Source organism: Rhodococcus sp. 05-339-2 (genome assembly GCF_002258965.1).
Classification (GTDB): Bacteria; Actinomycetota; Actinomycetes; order Mycobacteriales; family Mycobacteriaceae; genus Rhodococcoides.
The window spans coordinates 497,098-515,471 of record NZ_NOYW01000004.1 but is presented as its reverse complement, the minus strand read 5'-3'; the positions used below and the strand labels follow the sequence as shown (position 1 = coordinate 515,471).

At 63.8% G+C, this 18,374-nt stretch carries 17 protein-coding genes; 3 read left to right on the top strand and 14 right to left on the bottom strand.

The genetic code is table 11. From position 1 onward, the window contains the following. Positions 1-74: 74 nt before the first annotated feature. The 4 genes from CH273_RS03485 to CH273_RS03470 all read right to left on the bottom strand — a co-directional run bounded on the left by CH273_RS03485 (position 75) and on the right by CH273_RS03470 (position 3,758). Positions 75-296: a hypothetical protein gene (locus CH273_RS03485; protein ID WP_306436881.1), complete on the bottom strand. Its 222-nt coding sequence runs from the start codon at positions 294-296 to the stop codon at positions 75-77. Between the two features lie 136 nt (positions 297-432). Continuing rightward, positions 433-1,587 carry an FAD-dependent oxidoreductase gene (locus tag CH273_RS03480; RefSeq protein ID WP_032396565.1) on the bottom strand — a complete coding sequence of 385 codons (1,155 nt, stop codon included), beginning with the start codon at positions 1,585-1,587 and terminating at the stop codon, positions 433-435. A 92-nt stretch (positions 1,588-1,679) separates the two neighbouring features. Next, positions 1,680-2,342 carry a TetR/AcrR family transcriptional regulator gene (locus tag CH273_RS03475; RefSeq protein WP_032397214.1) on the bottom strand — a complete coding sequence of 221 codons (663 nt, stop codon included), beginning with the start codon at positions 2,340-2,342 and terminating at the stop codon, positions 1,680-1,682. A 69-nt stretch (positions 2,343-2,411) separates the two neighbouring features. Continuing rightward, positions 2,412-3,758, bottom strand: a complete 1,347-nt coding sequence (locus CH273_RS03470) for a 2-hydroxycarboxylate transporter family protein (protein WP_032396564.1) — start codon at positions 3,756-3,758, stop codon at positions 2,412-2,414. Between the two features lie 168 nt (positions 3,759-3,926). Between CH273_RS03470 and CH273_RS03465 the strand changes: the two genes are divergently transcribed. The 3 genes from CH273_RS03465 to CH273_RS03455 are packed head-to-tail and all read left to right on the top strand — an operon-like array spanning position 3,927 to position 6,764. Beyond that, positions 3,927-5,171 (top strand): CaiB/BaiF CoA transferase family protein, encoded by a 1,245-nt coding sequence (locus CH273_RS03465; protein WP_045197130.1) that lies wholly within the window; start codon positions 3,927-3,929, stop codon positions 5,169-5,171. Continuing rightward, entirely contained in the window at positions 5,171-6,115 is a 945-nt protein-coding gene (locus CH273_RS03460; protein WP_052049842.1) for a beta/alpha barrel domain-containing protein, read from the top strand. The genes CH273_RS03465 and CH273_RS03460 overlap by 1 nt, the downstream gene beginning before the upstream one ends. 28 nt (positions 6,116-6,143) lie before the next feature. Next, a complete protein-coding gene (locus tag CH273_RS03455; RefSeq protein ID WP_032396563.1) occupies positions 6,144-6,764 on the top strand; it encodes a GntR family transcriptional regulator in 621 nt (206 codons plus the stop codon). Between the two features lie 7 nt (positions 6,765-6,771). Here CH273_RS03455 and CH273_RS03450 read toward each other — a convergent pair whose 3' ends face one another. From CH273_RS03450 to CH273_RS03405, 10 genes are all read right to left on the bottom strand, one after another. After that, complete coding sequence (locus tag CH273_RS03450) at positions 6,772-7,806, bottom strand: hypothetical protein (RefSeq protein ID WP_230596910.1); 1,035 nt, start codon at positions 7,804-7,806, stop codon at positions 6,772-6,774. 1 nt (position 7,807) lies between these two features. After that, positions 7,808-8,917 carry a glycosyltransferase gene (locus CH273_RS03445; protein WP_032396562.1) on the bottom strand — a complete coding sequence of 370 codons (1,110 nt, stop codon included), beginning with the start codon at positions 8,915-8,917 and terminating at the stop codon, positions 7,808-7,810. Continuing rightward, positions 8,914-10,074: a lipopolysaccharide biosynthesis protein gene (locus CH273_RS03440; RefSeq protein ID WP_032396561.1), complete on the bottom strand. Its 1,161-nt coding sequence runs from the start codon at positions 10,072-10,074 to the stop codon at positions 8,914-8,916. Before CH273_RS03440 ends, CH273_RS03445 begins: the two co-directional genes overlap by 4 nt. A 30-nt stretch (positions 10,075-10,104) precedes the next feature. Further along, positions 10,105-11,172: a glycosyltransferase gene (locus CH273_RS03435; RefSeq protein ID WP_032396560.1), complete on the bottom strand. Its 1,068-nt coding sequence runs from the start codon at positions 11,170-11,172 to the stop codon at positions 10,105-10,107. Continuing rightward, positions 11,172-11,789, bottom strand: coding sequence for an acyltransferase (locus CH273_RS03430; RefSeq protein WP_032396559.1), 618 nt, complete (start codon positions 11,787-11,789; stop codon positions 11,172-11,174). Before CH273_RS03430 ends, CH273_RS03435 begins: the two co-directional genes overlap by 1 nt. Further along, entirely contained in the window at positions 11,786-12,760 is a 975-nt protein-coding gene (locus CH273_RS03425; RefSeq protein ID WP_230596908.1) for a GDP-mannose 4,6-dehydratase, read from the bottom strand. Before CH273_RS03425 ends, CH273_RS03430 begins: the two co-directional genes overlap by 4 nt. Next, the gene (locus tag CH273_RS03420; protein WP_032396558.1) at positions 12,757-13,752 is read right to left on the bottom strand and encodes a GDP-mannose 4,6-dehydratase; all 996 of its coding nucleotides are present in this window, start codon (positions 13,750-13,752) and stop codon (positions 12,757-12,759) included. Before CH273_RS03420 ends, CH273_RS03425 begins: the two co-directional genes overlap by 4 nt. Beyond that, positions 13,749-14,882 (bottom strand): glycosyltransferase, encoded by a 1,134-nt coding sequence (locus tag CH273_RS03415; protein WP_032396557.1) that lies wholly within the window; start codon positions 14,880-14,882, stop codon positions 13,749-13,751. The genes CH273_RS03420 and CH273_RS03415 overlap by 4 nt, the downstream gene beginning before the upstream one ends. A 427-nt stretch (positions 14,883-15,309) precedes the next feature. Further along, positions 15,310-16,785: a glycoside hydrolase family 5 protein gene (locus CH273_RS03410; protein ID WP_256991279.1), complete on the bottom strand. Its 1,476-nt coding sequence runs from the start codon at positions 16,783-16,785 to the stop codon at positions 15,310-15,312. A gap of 156 nt (positions 16,786-16,941) precedes the next feature. After that, positions 16,942-18,363: an O-antigen ligase family protein gene (locus CH273_RS03405; RefSeq protein WP_032396556.1), complete on the bottom strand. Its 1,422-nt coding sequence runs from the start codon at positions 18,361-18,363 to the stop codon at positions 16,942-16,944. Positions 18,364-18,374: the final 11 nt, after the last annotated feature.

Sequence of the window (18,374 nt, the reverse complement as noted above, 5' to 3'; positions counted from 1 at the left end):
GGGGAAGAGTCAATCACCGGGTACTCGACTGCGCATCCATCTACAGGACTACATCTGACCGACGAGGTACCAGCTCAGGAGTCGACGCCCGGTCGCCGGCCGCGACGGACTCTGGCAACGGTCACCCCAGCCAGGATCACCCCGGCAACAGTGAGGAAGTCGGATTCGGTCAACCCTCTGTCCGCGTCGACCACGTACAACACTGCGCCTTCGATGGGGGCGTTGAAGAACAACCACAGGATGGAGGCGACAACCAGCGATATCGCTGCCGGCCACGAGGGCTTGGCGAGCTCCATGCGGCAGAGGCGAACACTGCATTCATCAGAACGAGGGCATGGAACGGATCGGTAGTCGGCACCGGTACATCATGACCGACATGGAGGCGGTCGGGTCCCACCCTCGCACTCGACATCGCGGCGGACAGCGAATGTGCTACTGCGCGAGGCGATCACCGGAGCTGCCGGTGGTGACGCCGGTGATCAGGTCGATCAGCCCGAACGGGGATCGTTCCCCGAGACACAGGTCGAGCGTTTCGTGTGCCTGGACGGCCACCGCTTCACTTCGGGTGAACATGGCCTTCTCGAAGACCGACAGAGCTGTGTCGAGGTCGCCGCGGTGACCGGCGATCGCGCGAGCGAGTTCGGCACCGTCGAACATCGCCAGATTCGCGCCGTCGCCGGATGGCGGCATCAGGTGCGCGGCGTCGCCAAGGAGTGTCACTCCCGATGTGTGATCCCAGTGGTGGTCGTTGGGCAGCGTGAAGATCCTGCGGGGAACCAGCGCGGTCTCCCCGTCGGTGATCAACGCCGTCAATTCCGTTGCCCACCCGTCGAACTCGGCTGCGATCGTTGCTTTGGCGGAAGCGGCGTCGGAGAAATCGATCGCGTCGATCCACTCGGGGCTGCGGTTGAGCTGAACGTAGGTGTGCAGGATGCCGCCGACCTCTCGGTGCACGGTGATTCCCTTACCCGGGCTGAGGGCGAACATTGCGCCACCACCGACTGCCCGGGCGGTGGCGGGGTGACTCGCATCGACGTCGTGCAGGTAGGTCTCGATGAAGACCGTGCCCACATATTCGGGCACGGCGGCGGAGAGCAGAGATCGGACTCGTGACCACGCGCCGTCGGCGCCGACGAGCAGATCACTGACCGTGGTGGTTCCGTTCTCGAACTCGATGTCGTGTTGCCCATTGCCCAGCGGGCGCACGGAGGCGAGCTTGTGGCCCCACTGAACGGTGTCGGAGGGCAGTGAGTCGAGCAGAATGCGTCGCAGGTCGCCGCGCAGCACCTCCGGTCGACCCCCGGTGCCGTCGTCGGATTCGTCGAACAGAGCCTCGCCGTTCGGGCGTAGTACGCGAGTCGCTTCGCCTCCCTCGTGAATGATGGCCCGAAACTGCTCGGTGAGCCCGGCTCCGGCCAGGGCGACTTGCCCATCGTGCTCGTGGATGTCGAGCTGTCCGCCTTGTGTGCGAGCGTCGGCCGCGGTGTCGGCCTCGTACACCGTGGCGGCGATTCCGTGTACGTGCAGAACCCGTGCCAGCACCAGGCCGCCGAGGCCTGCACCGATGATCGAGATGGATGAACCCATGACTGTCTCCGCTCGTTGTTGGAACGCCGTTCCAATTAAGAATGGAACACTGTTCCAAGCCTGTCAAGCGGGGGTGTCGGCTGGCGTTCGGTTCAACCTCGGTCGATGCCGGCCAGGATGATGTCGATTCCGGCCTGGAACTGCTCGCGGTCGTCGTGGCTTGCGAACTGCGACGAGATCCGAGTCAGGAACGGATAGTCGCCGGTGTCCGTCACTGCTGTGCGCGTGGAGTCGAGAAATGCCGCACGGTCCGTCACCGTGGCGGCCAGTTCCCTCCCGGCATCGCGCTGACTCGCAACCCCGATAGCGTGGTACAGAAGGACGGATGCGGCGTCGAACTGCGCATCGTTCGGAACTCCGCGTGCGTCGAGTTCGGTTCCGATGCGGTCGAACAGATGCAAGACGGCCGGCTGCCACGGAGCGGCGGCGAGTTGCGTTGCCACCCATGGACGGGTGGTGATCACGTCGAACACTCTCATCATCAGGCCTCGAACATCATGTTCTGCCGCACCGTTCTCGGACGATGATTCGAAGGCCGATGCCATGACGGTTTCGGCCGCCGCCGCGAGCAGATCGTCTCTGTTGCCGAGGTGGTGGTACAGCGCTCCGGGGCCTGTCGACAAACGTGCGGCCAGAGTGCGGAACGTCAACGCGTCGGTTCCGCCCTCATCGAGCATCTCGATCGCCACCGTCACGATGCGCTCTTTCGACAGAGCATCCGAACGTCGAGCTGATGTCGGCTTCGTGTTCGTCATGGCCAGATCCTGCCACAACTGGAACGTTGTTCCATACCGCTCGGCATCGGCCGGTGGGTCAGGTCCGCGTCACAGCACGAGAGGCCCCAGGATCGACAGAGTCAACACCACCAGTCCGCCACCGATGCGTGACGAGATGGACAGGAAGGGAAGCAGTTCCAGTCGATTCGCGGCACCCAGTACGGCCAGGTCGCCGCTCGAGCCGAAGTCGGCCAGACCGAGTCCGCCCGAGATGGCCGATTCGATGAAGTGCAGATGTACCAGCCATCCCACGAATCCGGCGGCGAACAGGGCGACGAAAACGACTGCGATGGTGGAGAACATGTACACGGGATCGTTGAGCAGGGTCAGCACCTGCTTGAAGTCGATCGCCACGATGCTCACTGCCACCAGGATGGCCGGGATGAAGGCGCTTGCGACGAGTTTGTACCAGATGTCCGCACCCTGAACCAGGAAGTCCGGGATGGGCAGGAAGATCTTCGCGATGGCGCACAACACGATCAGAAAGACGTAGCTGTGAATCGAGGGGAGGTAGAACGACATGGCGTCGGCGATCATGAACAGCATTCCGGCAGTGAACAATCCGATGATGGAGCTGCGAACGGCGTCTGCCGAGGACACTGCTCTGCCCACCGGCACGATCATCTTCGACTTCGTGACGGCAAGTTCGCCGTTGCCGTTGAAGCGGGGGAACAGGTTCGGCTTTCGCCTGCCGAGCCACGCCAGCGCACCCGCCACGACGATGCAGACGGTGTTGGCCACGACGACTGCGGGCACGAGCATCGACAGGTAGTCGGTCGAGGCTCCGCCGGTGTTCTGCGCGATGATCTCGGAGATCGGAATAGCCCCTGCCGCAACGCCTCCACCGAGAACGGGCCCGACGACGTAGAACAACATCTTGCCGAGTCCGTATCCGGTGAGATACCCGATGAATCCGAACAGAGCGAAACACACCGCGATGGTGGCCACGATCGGCACGATGATGCGCGAACCCGCCTTGATCAGCAGAGAGCGGTCCATTCCGAGGATGCTGCCGACTATCAATGCGGCGACGACGAATTCACCGAACGCCGACAGGGTGTAGAAGTCGTCGATCGCCGTAGCGGTGCGCTCGGGCATCAGGTTGTAGCTGAACAGCACGGCCGGAACCAGGATGGCGAGGATGACGCCACCGCCGATGCGGTTGAACCACGGGATCGCGTTACCGATCACCATCAGCAGGCCGCCGAGGGCCATCGTGGTGGCGAAGCCCGCCGTCATTCCCTTCGCGGGGGTGAACAGGTACGCCAGCACGATGATCGCCAGCGCCATGGGTACGAACCAGCGCATCGGCAAACCGAGGGTCGAATTCATGTCCGACGCGCGTTCACCGTCCTGGGTGTCGACTTCGGATTCGGTCGGGCGGGTTGACGTCAACGAACTCTCCTGAAATCTCGGTGCGCGATGAGGGGATCGGGCTGCCGCAACGGTATGTGTTGCGGATCACTACTTTAACCTGATTGTATGCAAAAGAACACCGATTGCTGGTAGAACTGGGCCAGAGCCGGGAACGAAACATTGATTGCATGCAATAGAGGAGAAGCTGTGACTGTCGACGATCGAGCCACGGATGAGACGAGTACACCTCGGCCGGCGTCAACCGGCCCCCTCGAGGGCCTGCGCGTCATCGAGATGGGTCAGCTGATCGCCGGGCCGTTCTGCGGGCAGATTCTCGGCGATCTCGGTGCCGAGGTGATCAAGCTCGAGCAGCCGGGAACCGGAGACCCATTGCGTGAATGGGGTCGGACGCGTCCGCAGGGCGAATCGCTGTGGTGGTCGGTCGTCGGTCGCAACAAGAAATCGGTGACGGTCGACCTGCGCACCCCCGAGGGGCAGGGCATCGCGCGGACGTTGATCTCGCGGTCCGACATCGTCGTCGAGAATTTTCGCCCGGGAACCTTGGAGCGGTGGGGGATGGACTACGACACGCTCTCGGCCGACAACCCGGGCCTGGTTCTGGCTCGGGTCTCGGGGTTCGGTCAGAGCGGCCCGTACTCCTCGCGCGCAGGCTACGGCTCCATCGGCGAGGCGATGGGCGGACTGCGCTACGTGGTGGGAGATCCCTCGACGCCGCCGTCACGGGTCGGAATCTCGATCGGTGACACCCTGGCTGCGGTGTTCGCCGCCATCGGAACACTCGGTGCGGTGTACGAACGAACCCGCAGTGGCCGTGGACAAGTGGTGGATTCGGCCATCTACGAGGCCGTACTCGGCATCATGGAATCGATCGTGCCGGAGTGGGTCATCTCGGGCTATCAGCGCGAACGCAGTGGTGCCATTCTGCCGAATGTCGCGCCCAGCAACGTCTACCCCACCGCGGACGGCGGATGGGTCCTGATCGCAGCCAACCAGAACACGGTGTTCGCACGTCTCGCCGAGGCGATGGGTATGCCGGAGTTGGCCACCGACCCGCAGTTCAGCACGCACGGTGCGCGTGGCGAGCGGCAGGAACAACTCGATGCGATGGTCGGGAAGTTCACCATCGAGCACGATGCGCGTGCACTCGAAGAGCTGCTGCTCGCGCATTCGGTTCCGGTCGGCAAGATCTACCGACCCGAGGACATGTTGGGCGACGAGCAGTTCATCGCCCGCAAATCGATCATCACCACCCCGCATCCGACCCTGGGCGAGGTGCCGATGCAGAACACGTTCCCCCGGCTCAGTCGTACCGACGGGTCGGTGCGCTGGCCCGGCCCGAAGCTCAGCGAGCACACCGACGAAATCCTAAGCACCGTCGGCGAATTCACGCGCGAGGCCATCGACGGCTTCCGTGCCGCGGGGACCATCTGATGGTGTTCGACGGGCTGCCCACGAGCGCGAGATTGGTCGAGGTCGGCCTACGAGACGGTCTGCAGGCGGTGTCGCAGTTCGTGGACACCGACCACAAACTCGAGCTGCTGCACGGAATCGTCGATTCCGGTGTGACCACCGTCGAGATCACGTCCTTCGCGCACCCGAAAGTGTTGCCGCAGTTCAGCGATGCCGAACGCATCATCGAGCAGGCACCGCGACGAGACGGCGTCCACTACAAGGCGCTGGTACCCAATGTTCGCGGCGCACAACGGGCCTGCGACACGCAGATCGAGGAGATCGTTGCGATCATCCCGGTCGATCGCGAGATGGCCGCGAAGAACCAGAATTCGACGCCCGAGCAGTTGCTGCACGATTTCACTGCGATCGTCGACCAGGGTCATCGCTCGGGAAAGAAAGTCAGCGCGGCGGTGGCGACCGCCTTCTTCGCTCCGTGCCGCGGCGCGGTCGACGCTGCCCAACTCGATGCGGTGATCGAGCGCGTGGTCGATGCCGGAGCGGACTCCTTGTACCTGGCGGGCACGAGCGGGGTGGAAACTCCCAACGAGTTCTACGACGGTGTTCGACGCGTCAAGGGCCGTCACCCCGGGGTCCCGGTGGGGGTTCATCTGCACAACCGCAACGGCTTCGGCACCGTCAACGCGTTGGCGAGCCTGTCCGCGGGAGCCGATTGGATCGAGGCGTCCTTCGGGGGCCTCGGCGGAGACATGTGGTTTCCCGGCGACCCGTCCGTTCTGGGCAACGCCCCGATGGAGGACGTGGTGGCGCTGTTGGATTCGCTCGGGATCGAGACGGGCATCGACCTCGATGCCTATCTGGCAATGGTGCGGGCCGGTGAGAGGTTCACCGGAACGCCGTCGTACTCGTTCGTCTCCCGAGGTGGCACCAGGCAACAGCTCGCTGATGCACAATGGCCCGTGTGAGAACACCTCCGACGGCCGGGCACACACAGTGTCCGAGCTGAGCGACAAGATCCTGGACCTGCTCGTCTCGGGTCTCTACAGCCCGGGCGAGAAGCTGAACGAGGCCGAACTCGCCGGGCGGCTCGGCGTCAGCCGGACTCCGGTGCGTGAAGCGCTTCTCACTCTGGCCACCACGGGCGTGGTCACGGTGGAGAAGAACAAGGGGGCCAGGGTCACCGAGTTCACCCGAGAGACGGTCGAGGCGATCTACTCGTCTCGGTCGCTCCTGGAACCGCACGCCGCCAAGCTTGCCACGGGGCATTTCTCGGTCGAGGAACTGGCGGAGCTACGTCGTACGGCGCAGCGGATGCACGACATCGTCGTCGAGGCCGAGGACCTGCCGGAGATCGCGCGTCTGAACAATGCCTTCCACACCGCCGTGCTGTCGAAGTGTCCGAACGCGCGAATGGCGGAGATGGCCATCGCGTTGCTGAAACCTCTTGTTGCAGCACGAACTTTTCGCAAGTACAGCGCCAAGGAGATTTCGCGCAGCGCAGCACATCACCTCGAGATCGTCGACGCGTTGGAATGCGAGGACGCCGAGTGGGTGGAGGCCATCATGCGTGCACACATTCGCGCCGGCTGTCACAGCGCGACCGCAGAAGACTGATCGTCCGCTACGAACCCCGCACCACGTCGTAGGCCGGCTTGGCGCTGAAGTCACTGCGCAGCAGTCCGTAGTTCTGTTCGGTGTCGGCGAGGTTGGTTCCCGAGTCACGCAGGGAGTGCACGAACACCGGGCCGACGTAGGGGAGCGACGACGCCTTGGCCAGGCTCGAGCCGATGATGGCGGCCTGCAGATCCTCGGGAACAGCTCCCGCGCCGGTGCCGGTGGGTGCGCCGAGCTCGGTGATCCAGATCTTCTTGCCACCGTCTCCGTTGGCCGCCATCGTGCCGTAGGCCTGATCCACCTGTGCCCATTGGCCGTTGGGGTCGTTCTCGACGGTGAAGGGGAAGGTGTAGGGGTGCATGGCGACGGCGTCCATGAATCCGGCTGCTCCGGCGGCGTACATCTGCTGCAGGAAGGTCACCGGCGCGACGGTCCAGGCTCCGGCGTTGATGGTGGTCGCCAGGCCGGCGCTCAGCACGGTGGCTCCGGCGTCGGCGTTGTGGATCGCGGGGTAGGCCGCGCGCAGAATGTTCGTGTAGCGGACTGCATCGACGGGTGCGAAGAAGGTGGGGATGTTGGGCTCGTTCCACACCTCGTAGTGGTCGACGCGATCGCCGAGGTGTGCAGCGGCTGCGCCGGTGAATGCGCCGAAGGTGTTGGGATCGAGCGGAACTGCGCCGGGAAGTGGTGAGGCGATGCCGCCCTGCGCCCATCCGGGGGTTCCGCCCAGCACGGCCAGTACCGAATAGCCCTGCGCTCTCGCGGCGTTGATCACGCGATCGGTGTTGCCCCAGTCGTAGACTCCAGGGGCTGTCTCGATCGCGGCCCAGTTCACGACCACCCGTACCCACGAGGCACCGATGTCGCGTCCGGCACCGAGTTCGTTGTTCAGCGTGGCGTCGTCGAGCGTCAGAAACGGTGCGCCACCGGTGAAGCCCAGGTCGGCCGGGGCCGCCTGCGCGACAGGCGAGGAGAGTCCGACGGCGATCGCGGCGGCGGCGGCAACGGTGAGCAGGCGTGAGCGGAAGGTCATGGCGGTCATCCTAAGTGCTCGTCAACGGGGCGCTGATCAGTGCTTCGACGGTCGAATGGGGCACACGGTCGTTCCACCGCGCGGTGTTCAGCTCGTAGATTCGCTCCCCCGCTTTGACGGCGGCGGTGCGGTCGAGCAGGTAGCGGCGGCATTCGGCGACGAACTGCTCCTTGTCGTCGAACGTGGGCAGCTCGAAGATCGAATCCAGTGATCCGACGGCCGCCGAGGTACCGACGACGGGGAGTCCCTTGCTGGCTGCGTCGAGGATCTTGACGCGTACGCCGCCGCCGGTGGCGACCGGGGCGATCAGTGCCCGGCAGGTGCCGAGGAATTCCTGCAGATCGTCGACGAAGCCCAGATCGCGCACGCCGGCGGGGTAGACGGGATCCTTGGCGCCGGGAGCCTTGGCGCCGATGATGCACAGTTCGGCACCCTCGATTCGCGCCGAGATCGCCGGCCAGTATTCGAGCGCGATCTTGAAGGCCTCCTGGTTCGGTGGCCAATCGCGAGTCCCCATGAACACCAAGCGCTTCGCGGTCTGGGACAGGTCGAGTTGCGGCGCGGGTTCGAGGGTGAGGTCGATCCACCGAGCGTCGCGGACTCCGTTGTCTCGGTACATCTGGGCCTCGTCGGCGTCGTAGGTCCCGACGGCATGGGCCGCGCGGGCGACGCGGATCTCGTCCCGCAGGATGCGGGGTGCCTCGATGCGGCCGATCAGTCCACGGGTCACCTTCCACACCTGCGATTCGGTGTTGACGGTGTTGATCGCGAACGGTGACCCCATCTTGGCCGAGCGGAGGAACGATTCGGCCATGTAACTGTGTTCGGCCACATACACATCGGAGGTGGATGCGTCGATGGCGTCGCGGAAGGCGTCGACGTCGTAGCGTCCGTGTACCACCGAGCGCGTCGGCCGCACCGACTTCAGGAGCAGAGCGACGTCGACGGTCGGCTTGGGGACGCGCACCACGTCGGGGACGACGTGGGTCTCCTTGGACAGGCAGATCGATCGCACCTCGAACGCCTCACGGGCGAGCTGCATCATCAACCGGGACAGTGCGATGTCGCCGCCGTGTTCGGTGACGGGGTCCTTGGACAGCAGGAACGTCGCGCGTCTCATTGCGGCACCTCTTCTTTCACCGAATTGTCTTTCACCGCAGTGCGGTACAGGGCGCGCATGAACCAGACGAGCAGTACGGCGTCGGTGATCACCGAGGCGACGGCTGCGCCGACAGCACCGAACGGGAACAGACACAGGACGAGGACCATTTTCAGCGGTGCCAGGGTTGCGGCCGCCAGCACTCGCGTGCGGTCGCGGTGCTGGAGGTAGAGCACGGTGGTGAACACGTGATTCATCACCCGCATCACCACGAACAGCGACATCACCACCAGGGCGCCCGCGATCTGATCCGACGCGGGCGTGAAGAAGAGCAGGAGGCCGGCCACCAGCAGCAGTGAGCCCGCTGCGGTGCCGAGAGCCGCGGTGTGCTTCAAGGCCGGTCCGGCGCTGACGAGTCCGTCTGCTGCACGCAGCTTTTCGTGGAATGTGTTGCCGAAGGCCTGTCCGATGAAGGCCACCGCCCAGGCGGTCACCGCGGCAACGGAGTAGTAGCCGGCGATGGTGGAATCGGTGAGGAAGCCGAGCAGCAGCACGTCGCCTTGGATGTAGACCGCGTTGGCGAGGTTCTCCGAGAACAGCATCGACATCTCGCGCCACGAGCCGGGAACGCGCGGCGCGGCTACCCGGGCCTGCAGTGCTGCGAGCAGTGCGATCACGAAATACGGTGCGGCGTAGAGCAGGCTGGCGATTGTCAACGTGGGGTCGGGAACGGCGAACAAGTACGCCGTCGCCAGCGCGATGGACGTTGCCTGCCTCGTGGTGTCCAGTCGTTGTGTGAGGTCGGGACGGCCGTCGCGCAGTGCCCTGCTCTTGTATGCGTTGAAGACCAGCTCACCACCGCCGATGACGAGGGCGAACCAGGCGATGTAACTGACCTGAACCAGACACAGCCCAGCGACGACGAGCACGGCGCCGACGAGTACGCGGGTAGTGCGCTCGCCCAGGAAATCGCGTTCGGTCACGCGAATCGATCGCACGGTGAACGGATGATCCAGTGGCGCAGCCAGAATCGCGGCGAGGGCGAAGGCCATCGCGTACTGGCCGTAATCGCTGATCCCCAGCTTGGCGATCAGCGCGACGGTCCACAGCAGGCCGATGCCGCGGCCGCCGTAGGTCCACAGGGCCGCGATCCCGGCCTTGATCAGGTTGCCGTTCATTCGCACCACCGCATCATCGAAACCACCGCATCATTTGGACCACACAGCCACGAAATTCTGAGCCACCATGTCGGGGGAGTTGGCGCGGCGCAGGGTCTCTACTTCTCGGCGCAGCCTCGTCAGTGCCGCCCGGTCGGTGACCAGGGCTGCGGTGGCGTCGGCGATCTCGTTCGTTCCTCCCGCGACGACCAGTGCACCGCCGTCGGTTTCGGACAGTGCGCCTTCCTGAAGGCACACCACCGGGGTCTGATAAGCGATGGCGCGACTGACCGAACCGGAGGCGGGGAAGGCGTCACCGTAGATGGATCGTTTGCCGTAGGGCACCACGAGTGCACGGATGGAATCGAAGAAGGCGTCCTCGTCCGGTCCGTTGACCTCACCGAGGATCTCGACGCCGTCGACGGGGTCGAGTAGTTCGGTTCCGCGGCCGGCGATGCGAATGGCGATGTCGTTCGGCATACGATCGCGGAGCTGCTGGAGCTGGTCGAATCCTTTTCCGCGATAGACGAATCCGAACAGGCCGACGGCCAGGGGGCGATCCTCGGCGGGGGTGATGTCGGGGCGCTCGGGAACGAAGTGCATCACGGCCTCGGCCGTCACTTCGGGGTAGCTGCGCTCGAGGGAGTCGGCACCGGAACGGGTGAGCGCGAACAGCGTCCGGCTGCCCACCACGGAGCGTTCGAGGCGACGCCAGGCCGCTCGAAGTGGGTAGTGCAGGCCGTGATTGAGGACCTTCTTGCCCGCGAGGAACTTGGTGCGGGCGGGCCACCAGACGATTCCGGGTGGGTCGTGCACCGTCGCGGTCACCATTGGGTTCCCGGTGAGCCGAGCTGTGGCCCAGAACGGCATCACCGAGCCGCCGCTGAGTTCGCAGTGCACGATGACACGGCCTGGATCGGCGTCGACGAGCTCCTGAATCGCTTTGCGGTGTCGCATGATATCGCGCACCGAGTGAGATCCGGGTCCGTCGTGGCGGTACTCGATCACCTCGGCGAAGTGTGGCCGCACGGCGTCGGCGAAGTCGTCGGCGTAGTCGCCCACGCCGCCGACCCCGGATCGGGGGGCGACGTAGACGAGTCGGCAGTCACGCAGGATCATCAGTAGAACAGCGGCCGATACTTGGGGCGGTAGGCGAGCGCCTTCGGGTCACGCATCGCTCGCACCTTCGCGGGCACTCCGGCAACCACTTCGAGTTCGCCGACGTCTCCGCGCACCATCGAGCAACCACCGACGACGGCGCCGCGACCGAGGGTCACCCCGCTGAGAAGGGTACTGCGGCTGGCGATCCAGACGTAGTCATTGATGACGCAGGGTTCGAGGATCGGAGTGAATTCCGGTGAGTTGTGATCGTGGTAGCCGGCGATGATGTGTGTATCGCTGGCGATGACGACGTTGCTGCCGATCGTGATTCCGCCGCGGGCGTCGAGCATGCAGCGGAAACCGATGGAGCAGGCGTCGCCGATGGTCAGGCCCTCGGGGTCGAGGACGGTGGTGCCGCGGAAGATCGAGACGTCCTTGCCGATCGTCGCCCCGAACGCGCGCAGGAAGTTCTGCCGAATCCAGTGCGACGGGATGAAGGTGACGATCATGTTGAAGCCGAGGGTGCCGATACGGTTGCGCAGCTTCCGCTTGAACGTGATGTCCTGCATCTTGTAGTTCGACACGTCGTAGATCTCGGGCTCCGCTTCGCCCACAGGCCGTTCCACCGCTGTCATGCTGCCATCTCCTCGGTCATGTCGAATTGGACCATCGCGTCGACGATCTGGTCGAAATCCTTCGTCGGTGCCCAGCCCAACAGATCACGGGCTTTGGCGGCGTCACCGACCATTCTTGCCGAGTCGGCGGGCCTGAGCATCTCGGAATCGCTGCGCACGTAGTCACGCCAGTTCTCGATACCTACGGCTGCGAAGGCGGCGGCCACGAAGTCGGCGACACTGTGAGCCTGTCCGGTGGCGACCACGAAGTCGTCGCCCTTGCCGTAGTCGGCCATGGCGGCGATTGCATCCACGTAGTCCGGGGCCCAGCCCCAATCGCGTTCCGCGGTGAGGTTGCCGAGCTCGAGCGTGTCGAGGGTGCCCCGGGTGATGGCGACGGCGGCCTTGGTGATCTTGCGGGTCACGAAGGTCTCCGGTCGCCTGGGCGACTCGTGGTTGAACAGGATGGCGTTGGTGGCTTCGAGTCCTCGGGCTCGGTAGACCTGAACCATGTTGTGACTGAGTGCCTTCGACACCCCGTAGGGGGAGGTGGGCGCAACGCGCGTTTCCTCGTTCTGCAATGGGACCCCGGAGCCGGCGAAGATCTCGGCACTGGATGCGTTGACCAGCACGATGCGTTTACCCGATGCTTCCTGCTCGGTGTAGCAGGCATCGAGCAGCGCCGCAGCAGAGAGCCCGTTGACCTGAGTGGTCAGGACCGGGTCGTTCCACGATCGCCACACCGAGGAGATCCCGGCGAGGTGAAAAACGTAGTCGGGCTGCACTTCGTGGATCAGCACCTGGGCGACACCCGGCTTGCTGATATCGACGCGGTGCTGCTCGACATGGACGTTCACCGTCCCGTCGTTCCCGCCGGGCTTGGCCACACCGTGGAGGGTCCAACCGCGCTCGAGCAACAGATCGGCGAGGTAGCTGCCGTCCTGGCCGGCCACTCCGGTGATCAGCGCAGTCGGGGTATGTCCGGCACTCACGCGATCTTGACGGTGTCGGGCGATTGTTCGACGAGGTCGTTCTGAACCATCATTGTAACCAATTCGGGGAAGCCGACTTTCGGCTTCCAACCGAGTGCGGCATGGGCCTTGGCCGAGTCGCCGACGAGGAGGTCGACCTCCGCGGGCCGGAAGAAACGGGGATCGATCTTGACGTAGGGCTCCCAGTCGTCGATGTCGACGGCGGCGAACGCGTGGTCGAGGAGTTCACGAATCGAGTGGGTCTCCCCGGTGGAGATCACGTAGTCGTCGGCGTCGTCCTGTTGCAGCATCAACCACATGGCTTCGACGTAGTCGCCGGCGAAGCCCCAGTCGCGTTTGGCGTCGAGATTGCCGAGCGAGAGCTCGCTCTGCAGCCCCAGTGCGATGCGCGCAACGGCCTGGGACACCTTACGTGTGACGAATTCCGGTCCACGACGGGGTGATTCGTGGTTGAACAGAATTCCGGAGCTGGCGTGCATGCCGTAGGACTCGCGGTAGTTGATGGTCATGTAGTGGCCGTAGACCTTGGCGACGCCGTACGGCGAGCGTGGCCAGAGCAGTGTTTCCTCGCGCTGGGGAACCTGCTGGACCTTGCCGAACATCTCCGAGCTCGAGGCCTGGTAGAAGCGAACCTGCTTGCCCGCTACCTGCTCGTAGAGCCGGGTGGATTCGAGCATGTTCAGCACTCCGCCGCCGGTGACGTCGGTGGTGAGACGTGCGTTCTCCCACGAGTACGCCACGAAGGAGACGGCTCCGAGGTTGTAGACCTCGTCGGGGTCGGCCACGGCGAAGGCGCGCATCAGCGCCGAGAGATCCAGAAGGTCGCCGTGCAACACCTCTACCTGAGGCAGCACCTGCTCGATCATCGCTGCCTTCGGATTGTTCTGTCCCCGTAGCAGACCGAACACTTTGTAGCCCTTGCTCAGTAGCAGTTCGGCAAGGTACAGGCCGTCCTGCCCGGTGATGCCGGTGATCAGTGCGCGCTTGGTCATCGCGACGCCGTCCTCTCCATATGTCCTGCATGAATGTCTGTCACTGCGGCGTCCAACTCGGCTGCGAAGCGTTCTTCGCTGAACTGCTCCATGTGGTTCTGGATCTTCGACGGCTCCCAGTGCGTGCGTTCCAGGGCGTCGACCGCGTTGGCGATCGAATCCGGCTGGGGCTCATCGAAGTACACACCGGTCACGCCCTCGTCGACGGTGTCGAGGAAGCCGCCCCAGCGCAACACTGCGCTGGGCTTGCCGTGATGACCCGCTTCGATGGGGGTCAATCCGTAATCTTCATAGCTTGCAGCGATCAAACCGTTACAGCCCTGGTAGAGCCAGGTCATCTGTCCCGAGGTCAGGTCACTGAGCATGAGGACGTTGTCGGACTTGAGCTTTCGCAGTCGATCGGCCTCCGGGCCGCGTCCGACGACGATCAGCTTGCGATCGGTGTCGGCGAAGGCCGCCATCACCTTGTCGACGTTCTTGTACGGAAGCAGGCGGGAGATGCACAGGTAGTAGCCGTCTGCGCCCAGCCACGCGGCCGCGTCGGGTATCGATTCGGCCGGCGCTTTCTCGACGGTGAACGGTGCGGGTACGACGGTCGACGAGATGCCGTACGCGTCGCTGATGCGCTGCTGCACCACCGTGGAGATGGCGAGGTAACGGTCTGCCGAGAAGGCCGCCCGTCGATCCCACTGGCGAAGCGGATGCGAAAGCGCTTTTAGGGCAACACGTTTGACGGGGCTGCGACTTTCCCCCAGGTACATCTGCGATTCGTACAACCAACGCGCAGGTGAATAGCAGTAGACGAGTTTGCGTCCCGAGGTGTGAAAGCCGTGTGCCCAACCGCTGGTACTGGTGAGCACCACGTCGGCGTCGATCTCGATCGAGGAGGATGCGAAGGGCAGCAACGGAAGCGCGGCACGGTGGTTCTTGCGTAGGAAACCGATTCGGTTCAAGGACGACGGGCGTACGTCGAGATCGGAGAACTCGGGGAACGTCGTCGACGGCTCGAAGAGCGTGGTGTAGATGGGTGCGTCGGGGAAGGCGCGGGCCATGGCCAGGACGACCTTCTCGGCACCACCGCGCTGGGTGAGGTAGTCGTGCGCAATGGCCACGCGGAGGCGGTCGGTCATGCTGCCGCCGCGTCATGGAGCAGTGAACCCGGCTGCAACACAGAAACATCGGTCTTCATGAGCTACCCATCGTGTCGGTCCGTACTCGAATGGAGCTGGGGCTTCCCGCACGCCGAATAGCGCCCCCTAGTGCGCCGATGCACAACAAGAGCGTCGAATACCTGGCGTCCCCCGACGAGACGTGCGAACACTGGACATAATCCTGCCACGAAGAGTCATTCGTTCGCTGTATATGAATATCCGTTTCGGGGACAAATAGATAGCGCTAAGTGAGGTGGTTCACAAGGCAAAATAGATTTACAGAGAACGGAAACCGTGCCTTTGCGCAGAGTTAACGTGGCCGCAATGAAGTCACCGAGAAATGGCAGCACGGATCGAAAGAATAGGTCCGCGCGGTTTGTGAATTATCGATCAGATGTGTGTGAATTCAACGAGTGACGGTGGTGCCGACCCACGGTGCCCACGTGATCGCGCCGTACTGGAACGTCACCCGCACGCCGCCGCCGTACTGCGGCACCTCGTCACTGGTTGCCGGCCCCAGAGTGGGGTCCCAGGCGCTGAAGATGCCGCCACCGATGTTGTGGGTGCCGCCGATGGCGGTTGAGAACACCCTGAGGCCGTAGGGGCTGTCGAAGTCCTGGTAGGTGCCGTTGAACGGCGTGGTGGGCAAGAAGCCCGTGTAGCGCACCGCTTCTGCGACCGCGCGGGGGACTCCGACGAATCCGTTGGGCATCTCGTACACGACGGCATCCTGGCGGTACTGCGCCCAGGTGTCTCGGACGGGGAACACCGGCCCCAGAACGGCACCGAAGTTGTTGGGTGCTGCGGCGAAGCGGTTGTACTCGGCGGTCCGTGGAATGTTGTTCTGCAACAGACTCATCAGTGCCCACAAGGCAGGCTTGGCCGACCAATCGGTGCGCAACAGTCCGAAGGTCATCTCCGGGTCGTTGCTGCCGGTCTGCTTGTCACGGAGCTGATAGAGGAAGATCGGGCCGGTGTACGGCAGCTCGCGCCACTTGGTGACGAAGTCGGTGATCATCGCGCTCTGCTGGTCCTCGGACGCCACCGATGTCGGCACGCCGTACTCGGTGGCCCAGATCTTCTTGCTGCCGTCGCCGTTGGCGACCATGGCCGTCCGCATGTCCATGACCTGCCGGGCCGGTGAGTGGTCGACGTACGGTCCTTCGGAGAACTTCAGGGAGTACTGGTACGGGTGGTAGGAGAGGGCGTCGAAATACCCTGCGGCACCGGCAGCGTACATCTGATTGGTGAAATCGACCGGGTTGATGATTCCCCATGCCTGTTCGGCCGCGCCCAGGACGCCACCGACGACGGTGGCGGCCGAGTCGGCTGCTTTGATCTTGGGATACGCGGCCTTGAGCAGCGCGGTGTAGCCGGCGGGGTCGGGTTCCGGTGCGTAGAACATCGCCCCGTTGGGCTCGTTCCAGATCTCGTAGTCGGCCACCTTGCCCTTGTATCGAGCCGCGACTTTTCCGGCGAAGGTGCCGAATGCCGCCGGCGATGCCGGTCGGGTGTTGATGGGTTGGTTCACGGGCGAGGTCGCCCATGCCGGGGTGTAGGCGATGATGCCGAGCATGGAGATGTTCGCTGCGCGAAGCTTGTTCACGACCCGGTCGACGGGCGCCCAGTTCAGTTGATTCTGGGTGGGTTCGACGGTCGACCACGGGATGGCGATGCGCATCGACTTCACGCCCATGGCGGTCACGAACTGCACGGTCGTATCGAGTTCGGCGTCGGTGGCCCAGAGCAGTCCGCCGCCGTCGGAGAGTCCGACACCGGGCGGGTTCGGGGCCGCCTCGGCACGTGATTGGGAGCCGACGAGGTGGTCGGGTGAAAGGAGAACGGACGTCGTTCCGAAAGCGAGCCCGACAGCGACGACCACTACCGTTGTCGCTGACATTATTGTGCGAAAGCCACCGCGAAAGTGAACCATCATCATTCTCTCCACCAGGGGGTCCGTACCAATCGACGGGCCGGTGCGGTGAATCATTGCACTACGAACGCAGCTTTGTACAAATCACAAGAATTGGCGCGATTTTTATGAAACTGCTGGTCGAGTACTGTCCGGTAAAAGCAAGCTTTTCGTTTCGGAACTCTCGGAGTTATCGCCGTCGAGATCGGTTTCGGACGCCTTTTCCCATGCGTGGACGAGAAAGGCGTACATGACCGAAAACGCCATCGTCGTGGCCGGGATGGTGACGACCGGGAAGTCGAGCTGCAGTGCCACGACGGAGAAGCCGATCATTCCGCCGCCGTAGAACCCGTACTCCCACTGCCGAGCGCGGAGCAGTTTGTAGCCCACTATCGCGATGACGACGAGTATCGCGACGAAGGCGATTCCGGCGACGAGACCCCCGCGGTAGATGGTCAGCAGGGGAGTGTTGGCAACGTAGTTGACTTCGAAAGCGACCGTGGGGTCTTTGAATTCTGCACGGCCCCAGCCGAGTCCGAACATCCAGTGGCCTTGCATGTGACCGGGGAATTCCACGAGGGCGTCACCGCGTGCACTCGAGCCCGCGTCTTCGTTGCCGAAGGAGGAGAAGACGCGATTGCGGACGGTGGGTACGGCGATGGCACCGACGAAGGCGGCCGCGAACGCGCCGACGATGGCGAGGCGTTCGCGGGTGCGTAGCTGTTGGAACACCAGCATCAACACCACGCCGAACACCACCGAGAACAGTGCGGCCCGCGAGAGCGTCAACACGATCGACAGGAACAGCAGGGCCGCAAGGGCTGTGCGCAGGTAGCGGCGCAAGAGCAGCACGCACAGCATCAGTGCCAGCACGAATCCGATTCCGGCTGCGTTGGGGTCGACGTACGTGCCTGCCAATCGGACGGTGGCGGCTCCGGTGCTGCTGTAGACGAAGCGAGTGCTTTCCTCCTCGCTGCCGTAGCCGAATATCGACAGATAGCGGATGAGTTTCCCGGCGGGGTCGACGGCGAAGATCACCAGGGCGAAAGCGGCTGCGGCCGAAGCTGCATAGACATAGATGCGCCCGAACAATGCCAATTCGTCACGCTGCATTCTCAACAGGCAGACGACTACGAGTGTGGAAACGAGCCATTGACCGAATTCGACGTAGTCGACCAGAGCGCCACTCGTCGCGAATATCGACAACGCGGACGCAGCGATGAGCGCAATCATGGGCAGTTCCGGCCATGTGATGCGGCTCACGGCTGTGCGGTGGATCACAGTGGCGAGAACGACCGCGATACCCAACGCGAAAACCAACGGAGCGTGAACACCGGGTACGTATCCGAACGGCAACGCACCGAGTGAAAATGCAAGAGCGCGAGACAGATACAGCGGATGACGTAGGCCGATGTACGCTCCCACAGTCAGCACGACGAGGGCGAACGCCCCCAATTTCGCTGGAGTTCCGCCGACAATCATGGCGAATGTAACGAAAACGGGAACGATCACGATGGCTGCCGCACCGGCTCGTTGCGTGATGCTCATAGGCTCTGATG